This is a genomic window from Streptomyces sp. MAR4 CNX-425 (assembly GCF_048656465.1).
GTDB lineage: Bacteria > Actinomycetota > Actinomycetes > Streptomycetales > Streptomycetaceae > Streptomyces.
Map to the genome: position 1 here is coordinate 81,624 of NZ_JBMDLF010000002.1, position 23,103 is coordinate 104,726.

At 75.6% G+C, this 23,103-nt stretch carries 25 protein-coding genes; 9 read left to right on the plus strand and 16 right to left on the minus strand.

Annotation, left to right across the window (positions count from 1 at the left end):
• Nucleotides 1-3 precede the first annotated feature (3 nt).
• Entirely contained in the window at nt 4-1,515 is a 1,512-nt protein-coding gene (locus tag ACHZ99_RS05730) for a PLP-dependent aminotransferase family protein (protein WP_420303268.1), read from the minus strand.
• Nucleotides 1,516-1,579: 64 nt separating this feature from the next.
• On the opposite strand from ACHZ99_RS05730, the gene ACHZ99_RS05735 reads away from it, so the two are divergent.
• Nucleotides 1,580-2,275, plus strand: coding sequence for a YczE/YyaS/YitT family protein (locus ACHZ99_RS05735; RefSeq protein WP_420303269.1), 696 nt, complete (start codon nt 1,580-1,582; stop codon nt 2,273-2,275).
• A gap of 262 nt (nt 2,276-2,537) precedes the next feature.
• The gene (locus ACHZ99_RS05740; protein ID WP_026276152.1) at nt 2,538-2,912 is read left to right on the plus strand and encodes an RNA polymerase-binding protein RbpA; all 375 of its coding nucleotides are present in this window, start codon (nt 2,538-2,540) and stop codon (nt 2,910-2,912) included.
• A gap of 135 nt (nt 2,913-3,047) precedes the next feature.
• On the opposite strand, the gene fxsA is transcribed toward ACHZ99_RS05740, so the two are convergent.
• The 4 genes from fxsA to ACHZ99_RS05760 form a co-directional block, all read right to left on the minus strand.
• Nucleotides 3,048-3,698: an FxsA family membrane protein gene (gene fxsA, locus ACHZ99_RS05745; RefSeq protein WP_420303270.1), complete on the minus strand. Its 651-nt coding sequence runs from the start codon at nt 3,696-3,698 to the stop codon at nt 3,048-3,050.
• Between the two features lie 3 nt (nt 3,699-3,701).
• A complete protein-coding gene (locus tag ACHZ99_RS05750; RefSeq protein WP_420303271.1) occupies nt 3,702-4,469 on the minus strand; it encodes a polyprenol monophosphomannose synthase in 768 nt (255 codons plus the stop codon).
• Between the two features lie 655 nt (nt 4,470-5,124).
• Nucleotides 5,125-6,675, minus strand: a complete 1,551-nt coding sequence (locus ACHZ99_RS05755; protein ID WP_420303991.1) for an amidohydrolase — start codon at nt 6,673-6,675, stop codon at nt 5,125-5,127.
• Between the two features lie 163 nt (nt 6,676-6,838).
• Complete coding sequence (locus ACHZ99_RS05760; protein WP_027770753.1) at nt 6,839-7,279, minus strand: Lrp/AsnC family transcriptional regulator; 441 nt, start codon at nt 7,277-7,279, stop codon at nt 6,839-6,841.
• Between the two features lie 248 nt (nt 7,280-7,527).
• Here ACHZ99_RS05760 and ACHZ99_RS05765 point away from each other — a divergent pair, with 248 nt between their 5' ends.
• Nucleotides 7,528-7,920 carry a hypothetical protein gene (locus ACHZ99_RS05765; RefSeq protein ID WP_420303272.1) on the plus strand — a complete coding sequence of 131 codons (393 nt, stop codon included), beginning with the start codon at nt 7,528-7,530 and terminating at the stop codon, nt 7,918-7,920.
• Nucleotides 7,921-7,998: 78 nt separating this feature from the next.
• Here the strand turns inward: ACHZ99_RS05765 and ACHZ99_RS05770 are convergent, their stop codons facing one another.
• Both ACHZ99_RS05770 and ACHZ99_RS05775 read right to left on the minus strand, forming a co-directional pair.
• The gene (locus tag ACHZ99_RS05770; protein ID WP_420303273.1) at nt 7,999-9,177 is read right to left on the minus strand and encodes an acyl-CoA dehydrogenase family protein; all 1,179 of its coding nucleotides are present in this window, start codon (nt 9,175-9,177) and stop codon (nt 7,999-8,001) included.
• Nucleotides 9,178-9,429: 252 nt separating this feature from the next.
• On the minus strand, nt 9,430-10,083 hold the full coding sequence (locus ACHZ99_RS05775; protein WP_420303274.1) for a TetR/AcrR family transcriptional regulator: 654 nt from the start codon (nt 10,081-10,083) through the stop codon (nt 9,430-9,432).
• Nucleotides 10,084-10,212: 129 nt separating this feature from the next.
• Between ACHZ99_RS05775 and ACHZ99_RS05780 the strand changes: the two genes are divergently transcribed.
• The 4 genes from ACHZ99_RS05780 to ACHZ99_RS05795 all read left to right on the plus strand — a co-directional run bounded on the left by ACHZ99_RS05780 (nt 10,213) and on the right by ACHZ99_RS05795 (nt 12,378).
• Nucleotides 10,213-10,953 (plus strand): SDR family oxidoreductase, encoded by a 741-nt coding sequence (locus ACHZ99_RS05780; protein ID WP_420303275.1) that lies wholly within the window; start codon nt 10,213-10,215, stop codon nt 10,951-10,953.
• Nucleotides 10,954-11,034: 81 nt separating this feature from the next.
• Nucleotides 11,035-11,352, plus strand: coding sequence for a DMT family transporter (locus ACHZ99_RS05785; RefSeq protein WP_420303276.1), 318 nt, complete (start codon nt 11,035-11,037; stop codon nt 11,350-11,352).
• Between the two features lie 41 nt (nt 11,353-11,393).
• The gene (locus ACHZ99_RS05790) at nt 11,394-11,702 is read left to right on the plus strand and encodes a hypothetical protein (protein WP_420303277.1); all 309 of its coding nucleotides are present in this window, start codon (nt 11,394-11,396) and stop codon (nt 11,700-11,702) included.
• A gap of 76 nt (nt 11,703-11,778) precedes the next feature.
• A complete protein-coding gene (locus ACHZ99_RS05795; protein ID WP_420303278.1) occupies nt 11,779-12,378 on the plus strand; it encodes a GNAT family N-acetyltransferase in 600 nt (199 codons plus the stop codon).
• An 82-nt stretch (nt 12,379-12,460) separates the two neighbouring features.
• Here the strand turns inward: ACHZ99_RS05795 and ACHZ99_RS05800 are convergent, their stop codons facing one another.
• On the minus strand, nt 12,461-13,834 hold the full coding sequence (locus ACHZ99_RS05800) for a peptidase C39 family protein (RefSeq protein WP_420303279.1): 1,374 nt from the start codon (nt 13,832-13,834) through the stop codon (nt 12,461-12,463).
• A 176-nt stretch (nt 13,835-14,010) separates the two neighbouring features.
• Here ACHZ99_RS05800 and ACHZ99_RS05805 point away from each other — a divergent pair, with 176 nt between their 5' ends.
• Together ACHZ99_RS05805 and ACHZ99_RS05810 are read left to right on the plus strand one after the other, a co-directional pair.
• Nucleotides 14,011-14,622 carry a uridine kinase family protein gene (locus ACHZ99_RS05805; RefSeq protein ID WP_420303280.1) on the plus strand — a complete coding sequence of 204 codons (612 nt, stop codon included), beginning with the start codon at nt 14,011-14,013 and terminating at the stop codon, nt 14,620-14,622.
• 421 nt (nt 14,623-15,043) lie between these two features.
• A complete protein-coding gene (locus ACHZ99_RS05810) occupies nt 15,044-16,909 on the plus strand; it encodes an AAA family ATPase (RefSeq protein ID WP_420303281.1) in 1,866 nt (621 codons plus the stop codon).
• 131 nt (nt 16,910-17,040) lie between these two features.
• On the opposite strand, the gene ACHZ99_RS05815 is transcribed toward ACHZ99_RS05810, so the two are convergent.
• From ACHZ99_RS05815 to ribD, 8 genes are all read right to left on the minus strand, one after another.
• Nucleotides 17,041-17,481 carry a PH domain-containing protein gene (locus ACHZ99_RS05815; protein WP_420303282.1) on the minus strand — a complete coding sequence of 147 codons (441 nt, stop codon included), beginning with the start codon at nt 17,479-17,481 and terminating at the stop codon, nt 17,041-17,043.
• Nucleotides 17,478-18,326: an ATP phosphoribosyltransferase gene (hisG, locus tag ACHZ99_RS05820; protein ID WP_420303283.1), complete on the minus strand. Its 849-nt coding sequence runs from the start codon at nt 18,324-18,326 to the stop codon at nt 17,478-17,480. The genes ACHZ99_RS05815 and hisG overlap by 4 nt, the downstream gene beginning before the upstream one ends.
• A 67-nt stretch (nt 18,327-18,393) precedes the next feature.
• Nucleotides 18,394-18,666 (minus strand): phosphoribosyl-ATP diphosphatase, encoded by a 273-nt coding sequence (locus ACHZ99_RS05825; RefSeq protein WP_420303284.1) that lies wholly within the window; start codon nt 18,664-18,666, stop codon nt 18,394-18,396.
• Nucleotides 18,667-18,700: 34 nt separating this feature from the next.
• Nucleotides 18,701-19,186, minus strand: coding sequence for a 6,7-dimethyl-8-ribityllumazine synthase (gene ribH, locus ACHZ99_RS05830; protein ID WP_420303285.1), 486 nt, complete (start codon nt 19,184-19,186; stop codon nt 18,701-18,703).
• 56 nt (nt 19,187-19,242) lie between these two features.
• Nucleotides 19,243-20,601: a bifunctional 3,4-dihydroxy-2-butanone-4-phosphate synthase/GTP cyclohydrolase II gene (locus ACHZ99_RS05835; RefSeq protein WP_420303286.1), complete on the minus strand. Its 1,359-nt coding sequence runs from the start codon at nt 20,599-20,601 to the stop codon at nt 19,243-19,245.
• A complete protein-coding gene (locus tag ACHZ99_RS05840) occupies nt 20,598-21,263 on the minus strand; it encodes a nicotinamide mononucleotide transporter family protein (protein ID WP_420303287.1) in 666 nt (221 codons plus the stop codon). Before ACHZ99_RS05840 ends, ACHZ99_RS05835 begins: the two co-directional genes overlap by 4 nt.
• Entirely contained in the window at nt 21,260-21,877 is a 618-nt protein-coding gene (locus ACHZ99_RS05845) for a riboflavin synthase (protein WP_420303288.1), read from the minus strand. Before ACHZ99_RS05845 ends, ACHZ99_RS05840 begins: the two co-directional genes overlap by 4 nt.
• Before the next feature lie 2 nt (nt 21,878-21,879).
• The gene (ribD, locus tag ACHZ99_RS05850; protein WP_420303992.1) at nt 21,880-23,013 is read right to left on the minus strand and encodes a bifunctional diaminohydroxyphosphoribosylaminopyrimidine deaminase/5-amino-6-(5-phosphoribosylamino)uracil reductase RibD; all 1,134 of its coding nucleotides are present in this window, start codon (nt 23,011-23,013) and stop codon (nt 21,880-21,882) included.
• Nucleotides 23,014-23,103 lie beyond the last annotated feature (90 nt).

Sequence of the window (23,103 nt, forward strand, 5' to 3'; positions counted from 1 at the left end):
GCGTCAGGCGATGAACGCGCCCGCCGGCTCCGCCGCCGCGGGCCCGCCGCCCTCGGCCACCATCCGGGCCGCCGCCGCGAGCCGTTCCACCGCCTCCTCGGCGACCGCCCCGGTCACCGTGAACGGCAGCCGCACATATCCTTCGAAGGCTCCGCCGATGCCGAACCGGGGGCCGGAGGGGATGCGTACGCCGACGTGCTCGCCCGCTTCGGCGATGCGTGAGCCGGACAGTCCGCCGGTGCGTACCCACAGTGTCAGTCCGCCGTGCGGCACGGTGTATTCCCAGCCGGGCAGGTGCCGTTGCAGGGCGGAGACGATCGCGTCGCGGTTGGTGCGGGCCTGGGAGCGGCGCAGGCCGGTGGCCGCGGCCCAGCCGCCGCCCTCCAGCAGCCAGGTGGTGGCCAGCTGTTCCACGACCGGTGAGCCGAGGTCGGCGTAGGCGCGGGCGGAGACGAGGCTGCGGATCACTTCGGGGGCCGCGCGTACCCAGCCGATGCGCAGGCCGGCCCAGAAGGCCTTGCTGGCCGAGCCGACGGTGACGACAGTGGAGCCCGCCGGGTCGTAGGAGGCGACGGGGCGGGGGCGCTCGCCGGTGTCGTCCAGGCGCAGTTCGGTCATGGTCTCGTCGGCGACGACGACGGTGCCGGCGCGGCGGGCGGCGTCGACGAGGGCGCGGCGCTGGTCGTCCCCGGCCAGCGCGCCGGTGGGGTTGTGGTAGTCGGCGATGACGTAGGCCAGCCGCGGGGCGGCGTCGCGCAGCGTCTGCCGCCAGGTCTCGATGTCCCAGCCGGTCAGTCCTTCGCCCATGGCCACGGGGACGAGGCGGGCGCCGTCCTCGCGCATGAGCTGGAGGATGTTGGCGTAGCTGGGCGAGTCCACGGCGATGCGCTCGCCGCGGCCGGCGAACAGCCGGCAGATCGCGGTCATCGCGCCCATCGCACCGGTGGTGATCATGATCTGTCCGGGCATGGTCGGCACCCCGCGGGCGGTGTACCGCTCGGCGATGGCAGCGCGCAGCCCGGGCAGGCCCGCGGGGTAGTCGCCGTGGGTGTGGGCGTACAGCGGGAGCTGCTCCAGCGCGCCGTGCATGGCCCGGGTCAGCCACGGCTCGGGGGCGGGCAGCGCGGCGCAGCCGAGGTCGATCATCGAGCCGGTGGCGTCCGGCGGCAGCGGCTCAAGACCGCGGGTGGGCAGCGGGTGCCCGGCCGGCACGGAGGTCCAGCTGCCCGCGCCGCGACGGGACTCCAGGAAGCCGGCCGCCCGCAGATGCTCGTACGCCGCCGCGATGGTGGTACGGCTGACACCCAGGGCAGCGGCCAGCTCACGCTCGGCCGGCAACCGGGTGGCCACCGCGACGCGCCCCTCCAGCACCAGCAGACGCACCCCGTCGGCCAGCGACCGGTACGCGGGTGGCCGACGCCCCGCCCGGCCCACCGCCACGGCACCCGCGCTCTCCTGCGACCGCAGCAACCGCGCCAGCTGAACGGCGCCGACGGCAGATGTCCATTCCGCCATGTGGACCAGTCCACCTCTCCCCGATTGGCCATATGTCCCCTTGATGTCCAGTCCACATAGTGGCATGCAGCCATCCAACAGGACCAGAGGGGAGCCAGTCTTGTCGCGCACCGAGGGATCTCGTACGGGCCGCAGGCTCGCGCACTTGTACGCCGGCCTGGCGCTGTACGGATTCAGCTGCGCACTGATGGTGCGCGCCGGGGTCGGGCTCGACCCGTGGGACACCTTCCACCAGGGGCTCGGTGAGCAGACCGGGTGGTCGATGGGGGTGGCGACGATCGTGGTGGGGGCCGCCGTGCTGCTGCTGTGGATCCCGATCCGGCAGCGCCCGGGGCTCGGCACCGTCTCCAACGTGGTGGTGATCGGCCTCGCCATGGACGCCTCGCTGGCGGTGCTGCCGGCCGCGCACGGCCTGGCGGTGCAGATCCCGCAGATGCTCGCCGGCGTCGTCCTCAACGGCGTGGCCACCGGCATGTACATATCCGCCCGCTTCGGCCCCGGCCCCCGCGACGGCCTGATGACCGGCCTGCACAGGCGCACCGGCCTGTCCCTCCGGCTGGTGCGGACCCTGATCGAGGTCGCCGTGCTGGCATCCGGCTGGGCGCTGGGCGGCTCGGTCGGCGCCGGCACGGTCGTCTACGCCCTGACGATCGGCCCGCTGGCCCAGTTCTTCCTGCGCGTCTTCGCCATCCCCGGGGCCGCGCCGGACGGGCCGGAGCCCGCCTCCGGGGCGGAGCGCGACGCGACACCCGCGAGGTGAATTATGTACGGCGCGGGACGGAGCGGTAGTGTACGCCTCCGGCTCGGCAGGCGGACCGTTACAGCATGTAGTGAGATGAAATCAGCCGGTGACATCTCCGTCACACGTGACAAAGCGGACGCCTGTGGGTAGAAGCAATGGGGCGGCACGACGGGCGACGCATGTCCCGGAACGGGAATCTTCATCGCCGACCGGACGTTGACCGGATGACGACGACAGCGACACCTGTCCTGTGGGCGACAAGCCCGGGAGGCAACGATTCATGAGTGAGCGAGCTCTACGCGGCACGCGACTCGTGGTGACCAGCTACGAGACGGACCGCGGCATCGACCTGGCCCCGCGCCAGGCGGTGGAGTACGCGTGCCAGAACGGCCATCGGTTCGAGATGCCGTTCTCGGTCGAGGCGGAGATCCCGCCGGAGTGGGAGTGCAAGACGTGCGGCGCGCAGGCGTTGCTCGTCGACGGCGAGGGACCGGAGGAGAAGAAGGTCAAGCCCGCCCGCACGCACTGGGACATGCTCATGGAGCGGCGCACCCGCGACGAGCTCGAAGAGGTCCTGGCCGAGCGGCTCGCGGTGCTGCGCTCCGGCGCGATGAACATCGCCGTGCATCCGCGCGACAGCCGCAAGTCGGCCTGAGACGCGGCACCGCTACCGGACGGACGACATCCGCGAGGGCCCGTACCGCACCCGCCCGTGGTGCGGAACGGGCCCTTACGGATGCCCGGACACGGCTCTGTAAGGGCCGGGAGCGGCCCGGCGGCGGCTTCGGGCTCAGCGCCCCGGCGGCCCGTCCCCGGGGTCGTCCTCCTCGCGTATCACCTCGCCCTGGACGACCTTGCCGTCCGGCCGGCGGATCCGCGCCTGGGTGTACACGTGCCCCAGGTCGCGCCCGGCGGCCGACCGCTCGATCATCCGGGCCGCGCGGCGGCGCACCAGGCCCCGTACCGGCGGGAGCAGCAGGATCAGCCCCGCGGCGTCCGTGACCAGGCCGGGCACCATCAGCAGCAGCCCGGCGAGCATCGTCAGCCCGTTGCCCGAGCCGCGCCCGCGGCCGTCCTCCGGGGCCGGCGCGGCGCCGGACTGCTGCTGCTGGAGCTGCTCGGCGAGCGACCGCCAGGCGCGCCGGCCGGCCCGCTTGATGACGACGGTGCCGAGGACGAGGCCGCCGACGAGGACCGCGAAGACGCCCAGCACGCCGATGGTGGAGCCGAGCATGATCAGCAGCCACAGCTCCAGCAGCGCCCAGGCGGCGACCCCCAGGGGCGCCAGGGTGCGCGCGAGGGAGCGGCGCCGGCGCGCGGGGCGCCCGCGGCCGTCACCGCCGCCGGCCCGGCGGCCGGAGCCGCCCGGCCCGCCGGGGCCCGCGCCCCGGTCGTCGGAGCCTGCCGGGTCCTCGTACGGCTGCGGAATGCGATCGCTCATGACTCAAGTGTGCCTGCGGCCGAGAATCCGTCCCATCCGGGACCGTACGCCCCACGCCGGCACCCGCCAGGCCGCCTCAGCGAAGATGTCCTTGCTCATCTTGGAGTCGCCGCGCTCCCGCTCGACGAAGGTGATCGGCACCTCGACGACGTGGTGGCCGGCGTCGACCACCCGGCGGGCCAGGTCCACCTGGAAGCAGTACCCCTGGGAGGCAATGTTCCCCAGCCCGATGCTCTCCAGCGTCTCCCGGCGGAACGCCCGGTAGCCGCCGGTGACGTCCCGGATGCGCAGCCCGAGCCAGACGCGCGAGTACGCGCTGCCGCCGCGGGAGATGAACTCGCGCGACCGGGGCCAGTTGACCACCCGGCCGCCGGGCACCCACCGGGAGCCGAGCACCAGGTCGGCGCCCTTGAGCGCGGTGAGCAGCCGGGGCAGCTCCTCCGGCCGGTGCGACCCGTCGGCGTCCATCTCGACCAGCACGCCGTAGTCCCGCTCCAGGCCCCAGCCGAAGCCGGCCAGGTAGGCGGCGCCCAGCCCCTCCTTGCCCGCCCGGTGCATGACGTGCACGTGCCCGTCCCCGGCGCTCAGCTCGTCGGCGAGCTTCCCGGTGCCGTCCGGGCTGTTGTCGTCGACGACCAGGACGTCGGCGTCCGGCACCGCCGTCCGCACCCTGGAGACGATCGACTCCAGGTTCAGGGCCTCGTTGTACGTCGGGATGATCACCAGGATCCCGCCCAGCGGGCCGTAGCGCCCCTGAACCCCGTCTGTCACTGCCGTCCCTTCCGCAATTCCCGCTTGACCCGCCCGCGCGCGCCCACGCCCGCGCGGGACAGGACGCCACCATAGCCAGAGTCCTGTGCGGTCCGGCACGCAGGCGGTCCGCAACGGTACCCCGGGACGGCGGGGTCGGTACCCACGACAGCGGGCCGGGGGGACGGCGGGCGGACGGCGGTGCCGCGGGAGGGGGCGGCGCGGGGCGCCGGCGGGGGCGCGAGCGGACCGTGTCCGCCCGCGGCCGCGGTCGCTGCGGGTCGGGCCCGGCGCCCTTCGGTCCGACCTGGGACCCGCTGGCTGCGGATCGACCGAGGGCCGTTGTCTACTGAGCGTCCGGGCCCCACCCGGGGTCACACCAGCCCGACGGATGCCATCCTCCCTCGCCCCCGTGCCGGAGTCCTGGACCTGGCTGCCTGCGATGGTGCGCCGGTGCGGCACACCATCCGTGGCCCAGAGCGTTCCACGACTGCGCGGAGGTGATCCGGCCGGACGTCCCTGTGGTGGACTCGGCCGAAACTACCCGCCGTTGCCCGCGTCGTGTCAACAGCCGTGTCACCTGTGGCGTTTTGCCGAAGCGGCTGGTCAGTCCCGAAATCAGGCCGCGGTCCCGCGCCCCGGACGGCCTTCGTTCGGCCTATCGAAGATCGTTAACTCACCCGATCGGCCCCGTGTGGACGGTGTTTCCGGCCACGACGGTGCGCAGGCACACCGGCAGGCCGGCGCCGGGCGTGAGGTCGGGCAGGCCCGGGGTGCCGGAGCGGGGGTCGGTCGACCAGTTCGCGATCCGCTCGTCGGGCACCTGTACGACCAGGTCCCCGGCCGCCCAGACGGCGTAGTCCGCGGGCGCGCCGGGCATGAGCACCCCGGCGTCGTCGCGGCCGATCGCCCGCCAGCCGCCGCGGGTGTGGGCGGTGAAGGCGGCGCGGGCGGAGACGCGGTGCTCCGGCGTGCGGTGGAAGGCGGCGGCCTGGACGGTGCGCCAGGGGTCGAGCGGGGTCACCGGGGCGTCGGAGCCGAGGGCGAGCGGCACGCCGGCGCGCAGGAGGGCCGCGTACGGGTTGAGGGTCCGGGCCCGCTCCGCCCCCAGCCGGCGCGCGTACATGCCGTCCTCGCCGCCCCAGGCGGCGTCGAAGGCCGGCTGCACGGACGCGGTCAGCGCCAGCTCCGCGAAGGCGGCGACGGTCTCGGGGGTGAGCATCTCGGCGTGCTCCACGCGGTGCCGCAGCGCCCGTACGCGCTCCAGGCCGACCCGCTCGGCCGCGGCCCGCACGCCGGCCGCCACGGCGGCGACGGCGGCGTCCCCGATGGCGTGGAAGCCCGCCTGGAGCCCCGCCTCGGTGCAGGCGGCGACGTGGGCGGCGACGGCCTCGGCGTCGAGGTAGCCGTTGCCGCAGGTCCCGGGGCGGTCGGCGTACGGCAGCGTCAGGTGCGCCGTACGGGAGCCGAGGGAGCCGTCGGCGCAGAGGTCGCCGGCTGCGCCGAAGGCGCCGAGCGCGCGGACGCGCCGGGCGTCCTCGGGGTCCGTGACGGCCTCGCCCCAGTAGCCGGTGACGCGCGGCCCCGGCCGCTCGGCGGCGAGCGCGAGCAGCGCCGCGAAGTCGTCCGCGCCGCTGATGTCCGGCCCCGCGCACTCGTGCACGGAGCCGATGCCGACCGCCGCGGCCCGGTCGAGGGCGGCGCCCTGGGCGGCGGCGCGCTGCGCGGGCGACATGGCGGCGTACGCGGCGCGGCGCACCGCGTGGTGGGCGTCGCGGGCCAGGGGCCCGTCGGCCGCGAAGCCGTCCCGGTCGGCGACGCCCGGCACCAGGTCGAGCAGGGCGGTGCTGACGGCGGCGGAGTGCGCGTCGACGCGGGTGAGATAAATCGGCCGGCCGCCGGCAGCCTCGTCCAGCTCGGCGCGGGTCGGCGCGCGCCCCTCGGGCCAGCCGGTCTCGTCGTATCCCTGGCCGATCAGCACCCGGTCCGCGGGGTGGACGGCGGCGTACGCGCGGACGAGGGCGAGGGCGTCGGCCAGGCCGGCGACGCCGGACAGGTCGAGGCCGGTGAGCGCCAGGCCGGTGGCGGTCAGATGGACGTGCGCGTCGGTGAACGCGGGCGTGACGAGGGCGCCTTCGAGGTGCACGGTCTCGTCGGCGGCGTCGGCGAAGCCGTCGGCCGCGCCCTCGGAGCCGACCCAGGCGACGCGGTCGCCCTCGACGACCATCGCGGTGGCGAAGGGGTCGGCGGGGCTGTGGACGGTGCCGCCGCGCAGCAGCACGGTACGGCGGTCGGAACCGGCCCCGGCCCGCGCGGAGTTCGCGGGGGCGGCGGCCTTCTCGGCGGTCACGGCAGCGGTGCCTCGGATTCGGATCGGGTGGGCCGCGCCGTCAGATGCGCGGCGGCCTGGCTTCGTACGGCGTGGAGAGCACGACAGTGGTGCGGGTGGAGACGCCGGCGAGGGAGCGGATGCGGGCCAGCAGGTCCTCCAGCTCCGCCGGGGCGGCGACGCGCACCTTGAGGATGTAGTTCTCCTCCCCCGCCACGCTGTGGCACGCCTCGATCTCGGGGACGTCGGCGAGCCGGTCCGCGATGTCGTCGGGGGCGCTGGGGTCGAACGGCTTGACCGAGATGAAGGCGGTCATGGGCAGCCCGATGGCCTCCGGGTCGACGATGGCGCCGTAGCCGCGGATCACGCCGCGCTGCTCCAGCCGCCGCACCCGCTGGTGCACGGCCGAGGTGGACAGGCCGGTGGCCTTGCCCAGGTCCGTATAGCTCATGCGCCCGTCCCTGACGAGCAGCTCCACGATGTGCCTGTCCAACTCCTCCACAACGCATCAACCTACTGCGTTTGCGGCGGTCGGGTACATCCGGGGCCGCCGGGACGGCCGGGACGGGGCGCCGCGGGCGCGCGGGGCGCGCGCCGGCGGCGTGTGATGAAGGCCACAGCCCCACCGGGAGCGAGGGTGACCCCGCGGACGATTATTCGGATGACAGCGAGGGAAATCCTTGCTGTGGTCGAGACCACCACGTGACCACCGCGTGACCGTCCAGGTGGCCCAACCTGAGGGGGAGCAGCATGCGCCGACCCGAGCGTGTCGAGCTCGTCGAGCCCGACGCCGTCATCGACGACGAGGGCGGCGGCAGCGCCGAGACCTCGCTGATCTTCCGGGTGCTCTGCCCGGACTGCGTCCAGCCCATCGCCCTGCTGGAGGGCGAGGACGTGCTGCCCGAGCACGCCCGCGTCACGCCGGCGAACCCGTTCGGGCTGACCGTGTGCGGCGGCTCCGGCAGCCCGCTGTCGGCGGCGGCGCCGCAGGACGCGCGGCTCGACGCGCACGCGGAGGACTCCGCGGCGCTGCTCACGCTGCCCGAGGGCCTCGACTGGCGCCGTCAGCCGTTCTCGCACGTGGGCGGGCCGGGCAACGCGCCGGTGCGGCGCCGGCTGCCGGGGATGCGCCGGCGCAAGTAGCGCCCGGGGCCGGACGGCGCGGCCCGCGGCCCCGCGCGCCCGTACCCGCGCTTCGCCGGTGCCGGTACGGTCCGGCCGCTATCCCTGGTCCGTCTCGGCGCCCAGCAGGTGCCGTGCGACGACCACGCGCTGGATCTGGTTGGTGCCCTCCACGATCTGCAGCACCTTCGCCTCGCGCATGTAGCGCTCCGCGGGGAAGTCCGCCGTGTAGCCGTAGCCGCCGAGGACCTGCACCGCGTCGGTCGTCACCCGCATCGCCGCGTCCGTGCAGAACAGCTTGGCCATGGCCGCGTCCTGGGCGAAGGGCAGCCCCGCGTCGCGCCGCCGCGCGGCCGCGAGGTACAGCGCGCGCCCGGCCGCGATCTGCGTCGCCATGTCGGCCAGCAGGAAGCGCAGCCCCTGGAAGTCGGCGACCGGCCGGCCGAACTGCTGCCGTTCCAGCGCGTATCCGTGCGCCGTGTCGAGCGCCGCCTGCGCCACCCCGACCGCGCAGGCCGCGATGCCGAGCCGGCCGGAGTCGAGGGCGTCGAGCGCGATCGCGAAGCCCTGCCCCTCCGCGCCGACGCGGCGCGCGTCCGGGACCCGCACCCCGTCGAAGTGCACCAGGCCGGTGGGCGAGCCCTTCATGCCCATCTTCTTCTCCGGCGGCGCGGCGCTCACGCCCGGGGCGTCGCCGGGCACCAGGAAGGCGGTGACGCCGCGGGCGCCGGGGCCGCCGGTGCGGGCGAGGACGGTGTAGAAGTCGGCGACGCCGGCGTGGGTGATCCACGCCTTGGTGCCGTCCAGGGTCCAGCCGTCGCCGTCGCGTACGGCGCGGGTGGCCAGGGCGGCGGCGTCGGAGCCGGCGGCGGGTTCGGAGAGGCAGTAGGCGCCGAGCAGGCCGCCGCCGAGAATGGCCGGAAGGAACTCCTTGCGCTGCCCCTCGGTGCCGTAGGCGGCGACCGCGTGGGCGGCGAGGGTGTGCACGGAGGTGCCGAGGCCGACGGTCAGCCGGGCGCCGGCCAGTTCTTCGAGGACCTGCAGATAGACCTCGTACGGCTGCTCCCCGCCGCCGTACTCGGCCGGGTAGGGCAGCGCCAGCAGGCCCGCCCCGGACAGGGTGCCGAACAGCTCGCGGGGGAAGCGGCCGGACTCCTCCTCCTCGGCCGCCCGGGGGGCGATCTCGCGCCGGACCAGTTCGCGGACGAGGGCCAGCAGGTCGCGCGACTCCTCGGTGGGCAGCTCGCGTTCCACGGGATGCGGACCACGTTCGGCCATGCGGTGCACTCCTCTTTGCCGGGCGCGCGTACGGCGCTGTCGACGGCGGCGCCGGCCGGGATGTGACGGCTCCGCCCGTTGTGCTGCTGCAGCGAAAATGCTGCCCCGCCGGATTGCGGCGGGCCGGCATGTGCGGCTGCGGTGAAGGGGAGTATGCCCGATCGGCGGCACAGCGGCACAGGCAGGGTACGAGCCAACCCGCCGGCCCCCGAGGTGCCGAACCGGGCCGCCGCGGGCCGGGTCCGGCGGCCGTCAGCCGGTGGCGGCGGCGCCGTGCGCGGTCAGCCCGGCGAGGAGACCGTCGTAGCCCGCCTTGACGCGGTCGACGCTCATGCCTCCGGTCCGGCGCTGGTAGCCGTAGAGGTTGGCGGCGAGCGGCGCGAGCAGGGCGTCGGCGAGCCAGCGCACGTCGGCCTCCGGCCGGATCCGGCCGATCAGCAGGGCGAGGTGCTGCCGGTACAGCTCGTACGAGCCCTCGGTGAAACGGGCGTCGGCGGAGTCCATCTCGGCCACCAGCAGCAGCCCGAGCTGGTCCTCGGTGCGGTCGACGAGGGCGTGCAGGAAGGCGCGGATGCGCGCCGGCGCGCCGGCGCCGGGGCCGAGCGGGGGCGGCCCCGTGAGAAACGCGGCCTGGAACTGCACCTCGCGGTCGTCGATGACCGCGTACGCCAGTCCCGCGCGGTCGCCGAAGCGGCGGTAGACGGTGCCGACGCCGACGCCCGCGGCCCTGGCCACCTCGTCCATGGACAGCGCGTCGGGGCCGCGCTCGGCGACGATCGCGGCGGCGGCGGCGAGGATCTTGCGGCGGTTCTGCGCGGCGTCCGCGCGCTCCGGCGGCGGGCCGCCGGCCACGGGCAGCTCGGCGCGGGCCGGGCGCGGGCCGGCGGTCGCGTCGTCGTGGGTCACCTGGGCTCCTTCCCGTCCGGAGGATACCGAAGGGGAGAGTTCTCCGGTTCCCGCTGGCATCCGGAGAGTTCTCCGGTTACTCTTCCGGGAGGTAAGCGGAGAGTTTTCCGGATAGCGAAGGGATCCCTCATGACGCAGCTTGCGGGCCGTACGGCCCTGGTCACCGGCGGCAGCCGCGGCATCGGCGCCGCGATCGCGCGGCGGCTCGCCGAGGAGGGCGCCGACGTGGCGCTGACGTACCACCGCTCGCCCGAACGGGCGGCCGAGGTGGTCCGGGCGGTGGAGCACGCCGGCCGGCGCGCGCTGGCCATCCCGGCGGACGCGGCGGACCCGGACGCGGTCGTGGCCGCGGTGGACCGGACCGCCGCCGAGCTGGGCCGGCTGGACGTCCTGGTGAACAACGCGGGGATCGCGCCGTACGGGCCGCTGGCCGAGACCAGCCGGGCGGACGTGGACGCGGTGCTCGCCATCCACGTGCGCGCGGTCTTCCTCGCCTCCCAGGCGGCCGCCCGGCACCTGGGCCCCGGCGGCCGGATCATCAGCATCGGCAGCAGCTTCGCCGAGCGGGTGCCGATGCCGGGCTGGACGCTCTACGCCGCCAGCAAGTCCGCGCTGACGGGCCTGACCCGCGGGCTCGCCCGCGACCTGGGCCCCCGGGGCATCTCGGTCACCGTCGTCCACCCCGGCGACACCGACACCGAGATGAACCCCGCCGACTCCCCCGACGCCGACGCCGCCCGCGCGATCAGCGCCCTGGGCCGCTACGGCAGCCCCGAGGACGTCGCCGCCACCGTGGCGCACCTCGCCGGGCCGGGCGGCGCGCAGATCACCGGTGCGGCGGTCGCGGTCGACGGCGGCTTCGCCGCCTAGCCGGACCGCGGCCGGCGCGCCCCCTCCCGGCAGCACCCGCAGCACCCCGCAGCACCCGGACCACCGACCCCGGAGACACCCGTGCCCTGGATCTTCCTGCTGATCGCCGCCGGCCTCGAACTCGTCTGGGCGACCGCGCTCAAGCACTCCGACGGCCTCACCCGCCTCTGGCCCGCGGCCGCCGGGCTGGTGACGGCCATGGTCAGCGTGGTCGTGCTGACGATGGCGCTGCGCCAGCTGCCGGTGGGCACCGCCTACGCCGTCTGGGTGGGGCTGGGCTCGCTGGGCGTCGCCGCCGTGGGCATCCTCGCGATGGGCGAGAGCGCGTCGCCGGCCCGGCTGGCGTGCCTGGCGCTGATCCTCGCGGGCGTCGTCGGCCTGAAGTTCGTCGAGGGCTGACGGGGCCGGAACCCGGCGGCCGGGCGGGGAGTTGGCCGGGCATGGGTGATCTGGTGCCGTATCTGGCCGTGTTCGGCTCTCTGGCCGCGGTGATGGGCTTCTTCACCTGGGTCAAGGGGGTCGTACGCCGCCGCGGGGCGGCCGGCTCGGCGATGCGCGGGGCGCTGGCCGCGTACGAGGAGACGATGCGCGTCACCTCGCACGAGTCCCATCACGAAGTCCGGGCGGCGGCGGACCGCCGGGCGGAGATCGGCGGCCCCGGCGACCCGCGCTGGGCGCCCGGCGTCTCCGGCGGGCGGCGGAGTGCGGGCAGGGGGCGGTCGCGGCGCCGGTTCCGGCTCCGGCGGTAGGCCGGCCGCCGGCGCCGGCGCGGGGCGCGGGAAAACGGCGTGCGACCGGCGGGCCGGGGCGGCTACGGTCTGCCCCGTGCCCCCGTCCGCGCCCGAGCCCCACGCCGCCCGCCCCGGCGGCCCCGAGCCGCGCTTCCGCGCCGCCGGAGCCGCCGACGCCGCCGCCGTCGCCGCGCTGCACGCGGCCAGCTGGCGCCGCCACTACCGGGGCGCCTACGCCGACGCCTTCCTCGACGGCGACGTCGTCGCCGACCGCGAGGCCGTCTGGTCCGCCCGCCTCGCGGACGCGCACGACGGCGGCCGGCGGCTGACGTACGTCTGCGAGGCCGGCGGCGCCGTCGTGGGCTTCGTCCACGCGGTCCTGGACGAGCACCCCCGCTTCGGCGCGCTGGTGGACAACCTGCACGTCGGCTACGGCAGTCAGCGGCGCGGCGTCGGGAGCCGGCTGCTGCGGCTGGCCGCCCGCGGCGTCGCCGAGCGCGCGCCGGCGTCGGGGCTGCACCTGTGGGTGCTGGAGCAGAACGACCGGGCCCGGGCCTTCTACTCCGCGCTGGGCGGCTCCCGTACGGAGCGCGCCCTCGTCCCGCCGCCGGGCGGCGACCCGGCCCGGCTCGCCGGCTCCCCGGCGTGCCTGCGCTACGTCTGGCCCGCCGGATCCGCGCTGTTCCGCCGCTGACGTCCACCGTGCCCGTACGCGAGGGGACCCGCCCCCCTCGCGGGCGGGGCGGGTCCCCCGGTGCCGTACGACCAGGGCGGCGTCAGCGGATGCCGACCGCCGCGAGCGCCGCCTTCTGGGCGCCGTTGATCTCGTCGCCCCACAGCACGTAGCAGATGCCGCCGGTGCCGGAGCGGACCTTTCCGGAGGCGTCGTAGCGCTTCGTCCTGAGCCAGATGTTCTCCCACTGGCGGCGCTGGTAGACGTGCCGCACCGCCGGGTTGTCCGGCGAGGCCGGGTCGTTGGCGACGACGTCGCCGTCCCTGGTGAAGCCGACGACCGTCATCAGGTGGCCCGACGTGCCGTAGCCGGCGCCGTCCAGCTCGGACTCGATGAAGGACTGGGACGTGATCAGCGGGATGCCCGCGGCGATCAGCAGCTCGGCGTCGGCGAGGGAGCCGAGCCGGGTGACGACGCCGTGCATGTCGCGGTACGTGCTGGCGTAGGCGGTGTTGAACGGCCAGTTGCCGCAGCCCTCGTACTGGTAGTCGTAGGTGTAGCGGGCGGCGTGGCAGACCTGCGGGTCGTCGTAGTCGGGGTTGACCCACTCCAGGTCTTCGCGAGCGGGCCTGCGGCCCCAGTACTCGGTGATCATCTGCGTGGAGGTGGGGCTGCACCACGCCTCGCCGCCGTTGTCGTACTCCGGGTACCGGCCGGCGTGGATGTTCTGCGAGTAGCGCGGGACGATCAGCTCGCGGGACAGCCGCGGCCGGCTCGCCGGCACCTCGAAGCGGTCCGGCACGTCCGAGCCCATCGCGCCGACCCGCCACACCAGCGGCGTCGCGTCGCTGCCGGGCCTGCGGTAGAGGGTGACGCGCAGCTGGTAGTCGACCAGCCGCAGGCCGCTCGACGCGTCGTCGATGGAGAAGGTGTCGGTCCAGATGCTGCTCTTGCCGTCGCCCTGGTCGTCGACCGTGGTGCGGCGGATGTCCGCGTCGCCCGCGGCCCAGCGGCCCATCACGTACCAGGGGGTGCGGCCGCCGTCGCTGTAGGTGCCGCGCAGCTCGACCATCAGCCAGGTGCCGGCCGGGGTGTCGGCGTTCCAGGAGGCGACGACCTCGGTGGCGGGCGGGCCGAGCCGGTGGACCGGGGAGGTCCAGGTGGCGTACTCCCAGACGGCCGTGGTCCCGGTGTGCGGGTCGGCGTACTCGGTGCGGCCCGCGGGGCGGCCGATCACGATCCCGGGGCGGCGGCCGGGCACGACCCTCGTGCCGCGGGCGCTGCCGCGGCGCCACGCGGGGGCGGTGGCCCAGCCCCGGTAGTCGACGAGGGAGCTGCCCAGCGGCGGGCGGCCGGCCGGCCCGGCCGGGGCGGCGGGGGCGCTGGGCGCGGAGGCGGAGGCGGTCGGCGCGGCACCGGCCGCTGCGGCTGCCAGTGCGGCAGCCAGCACGGTGCGCCGTGACGCACTTCGGGGCATGGCGGACTCTCCAGACGATTGCGGCACGAGCTGGGGGGCAGGCCACAACTATTCACCTTCGCTGTGCCGTTAGGAAGTCAATCCGTGCTACGAGATGGGTGAATATTGGTTTATACCACTGGTGTGACCTGGGGTGGAGAACGGCGCCGCGGGGCACCCGCCGTACCCTTGCGGCGATGAGCGCCACCCCTTCCCCCGGCCGGGGGAACCCCGCGCCGGCCGCCCTGGCCCGCGAGCTGCGGCGCCTCGCGCCGTCCTGCGGCCCCGTACGGCTGGTGGCCGTGGACGGGCACGCCGGGTCCGGCAAGACGACGTTCTCCGGGCGGCTCGCCGGGGCGCTGGGCGGCGCGCCCGTGCTCCGGCTGGACGACCTCGCGACGCACCGGGAGCCGTTCGGCTGGACCGGGCGGCTGCGGGACCAGGTGCTTCAGCCGCTGGCCGCGGGGCGCCCGGCGGTCTACGAGACGTACGACTGGCACGCCCGCGCCTTCACCGGGCGGCGCACGCTGCCGCCGGCGCCGGTGGTGCTCGTCGAGGGCGTCGGCGCGGGCCGGCGGGAGCTGCGCCCGCACCTCGCCCGGCTGCTGTGGATGGAGGTGCCGGCCGCGACGGCGTGGGCGCGCGGCCGGCGGCGCGACGGGCCGGCGCTCGCGGGGTTCTGGGACGGCTGGGAGCGGGCCGAGCGGGCGCACTTCTCGGCCGACCCGTCCCGGCCGTACGCCGGCCTTCTGGTGCTGTCCGACGGTGACGCGTACACGCTGGTCCCGGGGCCTGCACACGCCGGGTGACCGCGCGGGGCGCACACCGCGCGCGGCCCCCTGACGGACCGGCCGGAATATGCCCCTCCAGGCCCCAACTCCGCTTGACCCAGGGGCAGTCCAGGACTTACGTTCTCAGTGAGCGGGCCCCACCGGCACCGCCTCACGCGCGAAGCCCCCGATTGTTCCCCCGTGATCGGGGGCTTCGTTCTGTCCAAAGAGGGAACAATGGGATGACTTACGGACCGGCCGCCCCTCACCCACGGTCACCGCGTCGGGCGGCCGGGTCCGCCGCGCGCGCGTCCGATACGGGCCGTCGGCCCGCACCGCCGCCGCGGGTACCATGCGAGCAGGCCCTCCTTGCCGCAACTCCCCTGCTCCGCGGGGGAGTTCACGAGAGACGGCCGACCAGCGACCCGAGGGCATCCACGGGGGAAGGGTTGGTGGCTACGTGACGGACAACGGCGCGCGCGGGCCCGAGGCCCCGGCGGAACTCGCCTGGCTGCGGGGCGTCGACGCCTACACGATGGGTGCCTACACCCGGGCCGAGGAGGAGTTCAGGTCCGCCGTGCGGCTGGATCCCCGGATGGCCGACGGCTGGCTGGGGCTGCACGCGCTGCGGGCGGACACCGCCACGGCCCTGCTGGAGATGTACCGGCACCGCGACCGCTTCGGCGAGCAGCGCGCCCGGCACCGCCGCCCCCTCAACTCCTGGTACTGGCTGGGCTGGTGGGTGCAGCCCGTCCTCGACTCCGGCCGCGACCTGCTGCTGGCGCACGCCTCGCACTGGCTGGACGGCCGGCACGTCGCCGAGCTGGAGCAGGCCCTCGCCGCCTGCCCCCCGGCCGAGGCCGACCCGCAGGTGCGCTTCCTGCACGCCTGCCGTGCGTATCTGGTCAAGGACTGGGAGCAGCTCGTCCGGCTGACCGTGCCGCTGACGGAGGACCCGCTGCTGGGCATCGAGGCGGGGCTGTTCGCGGGCATGGCGCGGGTCCGGCTGGAGATGTACGGGCAGGCCGTGCCGATCCTCTCCGCCGCGCTGATGCGCTGCCGCAGCGAGCAGCCGCAGCGCAAGGAGCTGCGCTACTGGCTGGCCCGCGCGCAGGAGGGGGCCGGCCGCAGCGCCGCCGCGCTGCCGCTCTACCGGGCGGTGCACCGCATCGACCCCTCCTTCATGGACACCGCGGCCCGCATCGCCGCCATCGACGGGCTCGACGACTTCGACGGCCTCGACCCGGTGCCCGGGCTGGCGTCGGTGTCCCTGGGCGGCGCCGAGCAGGAGACCGCGCCGGGCGACCCCGCTCCCCCGCCGGACGGCCGCGAGCTGGTGCCCGCCGACGAGGTGCTGCGCCCGCCCGCCCCCGCCGGCGGCCCGGGCGTGCTGCGCGAGCGGGCGCCGCTGCACGCGGGCACCGCGCCCCCGCAGGGGGCCGCCGACCCCGCGATGCTTGCCGAGGCGCTGGCCGACCTCGACCGGATGGTGGGCCTCGACCCGGTCAAGCGGCAGGTGCGGGCGCTGTCGGCGCAGCTGAACATGGCGCGCCTGCGGGCCGGCGAGGGCCTGCCGGTGCAGCCGCCCAAGCGGCACTTCGTCTTCTCCGGCCCCTCCGGTACGGGCAAGACCACCGTGGCCCGCATCCTGGGCCGCGTCTTCTACGCCCTCGGGCTGCTCGGCAGCGACCGGCTGGTGGAGGCGGGGCGGGCCGACCTCGTCGGCGAGTTCCTGGGCCAGACCGCCGTCAAGGCCAACGAGCTGATCGACTCCGCCCTCGGCGGCGTGCTCTTCATCGACGAGGCGTACAGCCTCGCCGGCGTCGGCTACTCCCGCGGCGACGCCTACGGCGACGAGGCCCTCCAGGTGCTGCTGAAGCGCGCCGAGGACAACCGCGACCGGCTCGTCGTCATCCTCGCCGGCTACCCCAAGGGCATGGACCGGCTGCTCTCCAGCAACCCGGGCCTGACGTCCCGCTTCACGACGCGCGTCGACTTCCCCAGCTACCGCCCGCTGGAGCTGACCGCCATCGGCGAGGTGCTGGCCGCGCAGAACGGCGACCGGTGGGACGAGGAGGCGGTCGAGGAGCTGCGCTCGATCTGCGGGCACGTCGTCGACCAGGGCTGGATCGACGAGCTGGGCAACGGGCGCTTCCTGCGCACGCTGTACGAGAAGAGCTGCGCCTACCGCGACCTGCGGCTGTCGGCCTACCCCGGCCCGCCGGGCCGCGAGGAGCTGGCCACGCTGCGGCTGCCGGACCTGATGCAGGCGTACGGCGAGATCCTCTCCGGCCGTGAGCCGGGCGAGGAGCCGGAGCCCGGCTGAGCCCCGCGGCCCGCGCCGTGCCCGGCACCGCACTCCACGGCGACCGGGCCGGACCCGGCCGCCGTGCGGACCCCCCGGAGCCCCGCCCCGCGCGCACCGGCGGCGGGCACGCCCCGGGGCGTACGGCCGCCTCAGACGCCTTCCGGGCCGGTGCCGCGCTCCGCCGCCATTCCCGCGAGCGCCCGCGCGTCCCGCTCGGCCTGCTCGCGGCCGATGCCCGGCTGGATGCCCATCGCCGGCAGGCAGGTGCCGTCGGCGAGGTCCAGGGTGACCCAGGGGTCGCCGGGCCGCAGGTTGACGCGGAGGATCTCGGCCCAGTCGAGGCGGCGGCTGTGGGTGAGGTTGGTGACGGTGACGCCGTCGTCGTCCACGACCACCTTGGGGCGGCTGAGCACCAGCAGCCCGCCGAGGAAGAACAGCCCGACGACGACGAAGCTGGCCCGCTCCCCCGCGCTCAGGCTCAGCACCATGCCGATGGCGGTGAGCACCGCGAAGATCGCGACCCCGGCGGCGACGAGCACCGCCCGGGTGCGGTTCGGCCGGAAGGTGACCGGCGGTCCGGCGGCGCTCACAGGCGGCAGGCGTGGATCGTGGTCGTCAGGATGGCGCGGGCGCCCAGCTCGTACAGCTCGTCCATGATCCGCTGGGCGTCGGCGGTGGGCACCATCGAGCGGACGGCGACCCACCCCTCGTGGTGCAGCGGGGACACGGTGGGCGACTCCAGGCCCGGCGTGAGGGCGACGGCCTGTTCCAGGTGCTCGGCGCGGATGTCGTAGTCCATCATCACGTATCTGCGGGCGACGAGGACGCCCTGCATCCGGCGGAGGAACTGGCGCACCTTCGGCTCCTCGCGCGGCGAGCCGGTGCCGCGGACGACCACGGCCTCGGAGGTGAGGATCGGCTCGCCGATGATCTCCAGCCCGGCCTGCCGCAGCGTGGTGCCGGTCTCGACGACGTCGGCGATGACCTCGGCGACGCCGAGCTGGATCGCGGTCTCGACGGCGCCGTCGAGGTGGACGACCTCGGCGTCGACGCCGTGGTCCGCCAGGTGCTTGGCGACCAGCCCGGAGAAGGACGTGGCCACGGTCCGGCCGCCGAAGTCGGCGACGCCGGCGGCGGTGCCGGGGCGGGTGGCGTAGCGGAAGGTGGAGGCGCCGAAGCCGAGCTGCATGATCTCCTCAGCGGAGGCGCCGGAGTCGAGCAGCAGGTCGCGGCCGGTGATGCCGATGTCGAGGCGCCCCGAGCCGACGTAGACGGCGATGTCCCGGGGGCGCAGGAAGAAGAACTCGACGTCGTTGTCGGCGTCGGTGAGCACCAGTTCGTGACGGTCCGTGCGCTGCCGGTAGCCGGCCTCATGGAGCATCGCCGACGCAGGCTCGGCGAGGGAACCCTTGTTGGGTACGGCGATGCGCAGCATGGTCGTGTGTCTTCCTGTTCTGCCGGCCGGGCTGTCCTGCCGGCCGGGCGGCGGTGGCGTACGGGCGTCAGAGGTGGGCGTAGACGTCGTCGAGGGAGATCCCCCGGGCGACCATCATCACCTGCAAGTGGTACAGGAGTTGGGAGATCTCCTCCGCGGTGCGGTCCTCGCCCTCGTGCTCGGCGGCCATCCAGACCTCCGCGGCCTCCTCGACGACCTTCTTGCCGATGGCGTGTACCCCCTGCTCCACGAGCTGAGCGGTGCGGGAGGTGGCGGGGTCGCCGGTGGCGGCCTTCTGCCGGAGCTCGGCGAAGAGCTCCTCGAATGTCTTGCTGGCCATGGTGGGCCCCAGTCTACGGGGTCCGCGGGGGCGCTCAGCGCCGGGCCCCGGCCCCGGTGCGCAGCGCCGCGGCGGTGGCCACCGCCGCGGTGACCGCCTCGTGGCCCTTGTCCTCGACCGAGTCCGGCAGCCCGGCGCGGGCGAGCGCCTGCTCCTCGGTGTCGCAGGTGAGCACGCCGAAGCCGACGGGGACGCCGGTGTCCACGCCGACCCGGGTCAGGCCCTGGGTGACGCCCTGGCACACGTAGTCGAAGTGCGGGGTGCCGCCGCGGACGACGACGCCGAGGGCGACGACGGCGTCGTACCCGCGGTCGGCCATCGCCTTGGCCGCCACCGGCAGCTCGAAGCTGCCGGGCACGCGCAGCAGGGCGGGCTCCTCGATGCCCAGCTCGCCGAGGGCGCGCAGGGCGCCGTCGACGAGCCCGTCCATCACCTGCTCGTGCCAGAGCGCGGCGACGACGGCCACGCGCAGGTCCTCGCAGTTCTTCACGGTCAGTTCGGGTGCGCCCTTGCCGCTCACGGCTCTCCTCGTTCGCTGTGCTGTGCTGGTCTCGGGGTCTCGGGGTGGTGCGGTGGTCACTGGTTGCTGCACACCGCGACCGGCGCGCCGTCCAGCCACGGCAGGTGGTGGCCCATGCGGTCGCGCTTGGTGCGCAGGTAGCGCAGGTTGTGCTCGCCGGCCTCGACGGGGGTGGGCTCGCGGCCGGTGACGGTCAGGCCGTGCCGCAGCAGGGCGTCGACCTTCTCCGGGTTGTTGGTCATCAGCCGCACCCGGCCGACGCCGAGGTCGGCCAGCATGCGGGCGCCGGCGGCGTAGTCGCGGGCGTCGGCGGGCAGGCCCAGCTCCAGGTTGGCGTCGAGGGTGTCGCGGCCGCGCTCCTGCAGCTCGTACGCGCGCAGCTTGGACAGCAGGCCGATGCCGCGGCCCTCGTGGCCGCGCAGGTAGATCACGACGCCGCGGCCCTCGGCGGCCACGCGGCGCAGGGAGGCGCGCAGCTGGGGGCCGCAGTCGCAGCGCTGGGAGCCGAAGACGTCGCCGGTGAGGCACTCGGAGTGGATGCGTACGAGCACGCCCTCGCCGCCGTCGTCGCCGCTGACGTCGCCGAGGACCAGGGCGATGTGCTCGACGCCGTCGGCGGCGGAGCGGTAGCCGTGGGCGGTGAAGTCGCCGTAGGCGGTGGGCAGCCGGGTCTCGGCCTCGCGGACCACGGCGGGGTCGGCCGGCGCGGCGGCGGGCACCGCGGCCGCGGGCACCTGCGCGGGCGCCCGGGCGGGCTCGGTGGCGCGGCGGTAGGCGGCCAGGTCGGCGATGGAGACGATCGCGAAGCCGTGGCGGCGGGCGAACGGCACGAGCTGCGGCAGCCGCAGCATCTCGCCGTCCTCGCCGGCGATCTCCACGATCGCGGCCGCGGGCCGCAGCCCGGCGAGCCGGGCCAGGTCCACCCCGGCCTCGGTGTGCCCCTCGCGGACGAGCACGCCGCCCTCGCGGGCCCGCAGCGGGAAGATGTGCCCGGGCCGGACGAAGTCCGCGGGGGCGGCGGCGGGGTCGGCGAGCAGCCGGATCGTCGTCGCCCGGTCGGAGGCGGAGATGCCGGTGCCGACGCCGTGGGCCGGGGAGGCGTCGACGGTGACGGTGAAGGCGGTGCGCATGGACTCGGTGTTCCGCTGGACCATCTGCGGGATGGCGAGCCGGTCCAGATCCTCGCCCGCCATCGGCATGCAGATCATGCCGCTGCACTCGCGCATCATGAACGCCACGGTGGCGGGGGTGATCAGCTCGGCGGCGGCGACGAGGTCGCCCTCGTTCTCGCGGTCCTCGTCGTCGACGACGACCACGGGGCGGCCGGCGGCGATCTCCTCTATCGCGCGCTCGACGGAGTCGAGTCCGGGGTTCTCCGCGTCCCCGGCGGGCTGCACGGTCGTAGGGGCGGTCATGCGGCGGCTCCTTCCAGTGCCTCCGGCCGCCCGGCGGCGGGCGGGGCGGTGCGGCGGCTCGCGGTCCACCAGGCGCGCAGGCCGAGGAGGACGACGACGCCGTAGACGACGTACACGAGGGCGGAGAACTTCAGGTCGCCGGAGTACGCCAGCGGGACGCCGACGGCGTCGACGGCGAGCCAGGCGAACCAGAACTCGACCCAGCCGCGGGCCATGGCGACCATGGCGGCGACGGAGCCGGTGAACAGGTAGGCGTCCGGCCAGGGGTTCCAGGACAGCGAGGGGAAGGCGAGGAAGACCAGGGCGACGGCGGTGGTGCCGGCCGCGGTGGCGCCGGCGAGCCAGGCGCGCTCGGTCCAGGTGGCGAAGCGCACCCGTATCGCCCCGCTCTCCCGCCGGCCGCGCGCCCACTGCGTCCAGCCCCACACCGAGACGCCGACGACCAGCAGCTGCTTGCCGACGCCGCCGGTGAGGCCGGCGGATGCGTACGCGACGACGAGCACCGCGCCGGAGAGCAGCTGGGCCGGCCAGACGGCCGTCGAGCGGCGCCAGCCGAGCGCGAGGGCGGTGAGCCCCAGGAGGTTGCCGGTCATGTCGGCCCACTTGATGTCCTCGCCGAACACCGAGAAGGCCACCGAGTTGAGGGAGTCCAGGGCGCTCACTCCCGCGCTCCGGCGGTCCGGTCGAGGTGCGGGGCGAGCATCCGCTCGACGTACTTGGCGACGATGTCGGCCTCCAGGTTGACCGGGTCGCCCGGCTGTTTGGTGCCGAGGGTGGTCAGCGCGAGGGTGGTGGGGATGAGGCTGACGGTGAAGAAGTCGGGGCCGACATCGACGACGGTGAGGCTGACGCCGTCGACGGTGACGGAGCCCTTCTCGACGACGTAGCGGGCGAGGCCGGCGGGCAGCGAGACGGTGACGACCTCCCAGTTGTCGGAGGTCTTACGCGCCACGATCTCGCCGGTGCCGTCGACGTGGCCCTGCACCAGGTGCCCGCCGAGGCGCCCGCCGACGGCGGTGGGGCGCTCCAGGTTGACCCGGTCGCCGGGGGCGAGGCCGCCGAGGCTGGAGCGGTTCAGCGTCTCGGCCATCACGTCGGCGGTGAACTCCGTCCCGGCGAGGCCGGCGACGGTGAGGCAGACGCCGTTGACGGCGACGGAGTCGCCGTGCCGGGCGCCCTCGGTGACGACGGGGCCGCGCAGCCGGAAGCGGGCGGCGTCGGGCAGCTCCTCGACGGCGACGACCTCGCCGAGCTCTTCGATGATTCCGGTGAACAACGTCAGCTCTCCTTGGTGGCGGGCGGCTCGGGGGCGGGGCCGGGCACGGCGGTCAGCCGCAGGTCGGGGCCGAGGTGATCGACGGCGGTCACGTCGAGGCGCAACGCTTCGCCGATCGTTCCGATTCCGGCGTCGGCGAGCGCGGCGGGCCCGGCGCCCAGCAGGACGGGGGCGAGGTAGCAGACGACCCGGTCGACGACGCCGGCGGCGAGGAACGCGCCGGCCAGCGTCGGGCCGCCCTCCAGCAGCACGGAGCGGACGTCCCGCCCGTACAGCGCGGCGAGCAGCGCCGTGACGTCGAGGCCGCGGCCGTCCGCGGCGCGCGGGATCCGCACCACGCCGGCGCGGCGCCCGGCGCGGGCCGCGGCGTCGTCGAGGACGGCGGCGAGGGGGCCGGCGGCCGCGTCGTCGGCGACCGCGACGAGGGTGGGGGCGCTGCCGTCGAGCAGCCGGGCGCCGGGGCCCAGGGCGGTCCCCGCGGTGTCGGCGACGACGCGCAGCGGCTGGGTGACGCCGGCCTCGGCGCGCGGCCCGCGGACGGCGAGCTGCGGGTCGTCGGCCCGTACGGTGCCGGAGCCGACGACGACGGCGTCGGCCTCGGCGCGCAGCCGGTGGACGTCGGCGCGGGCGGCGGGCGAGGTGATCCAGCGGCTGGTGCCGTCGGCGGCGGCGCTGCGGCCGTCGAGGGTGGCGGCGTACTTCCACAGCACGTAGGGGCGGCCGCGGAGCGCGGCGGTCAGCCACGCCTCGTTCCCGGCGGCGGCCTCGTCGGCGAGCAGGCCGCCCTCGGCGTCGATGCCGGCGGCGGCCAGCGCGGCGGCCCCGCCGCCGGCGACGGGGGTGGGGTCGGCGACGGCGTAGACGACGCGGGCGACGCCGGCCTCGGCGAGGGCGCGTACGCAGGGCCCGGTGCGGCCGGTGTGGGTGCAGGGTTCGAGGGTGACGACGGCGGTGCCGCCGCGGGCCCGCTCCCCCGCGTCGGCGAGGGCGGCGACCTCCGCGTGCGGGCCGCCGGCGCGGACGTGGTGGCCCTCGCCGGCGGGGCGCCCGGCGGCGTCGAGGACGACGCAGCCGACGACGGGGTTGGGGCTGGTGTCGCCGAGGGCGCGGGCGGCGAGCGCGATGGCGCGGCGCATCGCCTGGGTCTCGGCTGCGGTGGCCACCCGGGTCCTCCTGCCTCGTCGGCACGGACTCCGGGGCCTGTCTTCACGACAGTCACGGAACGC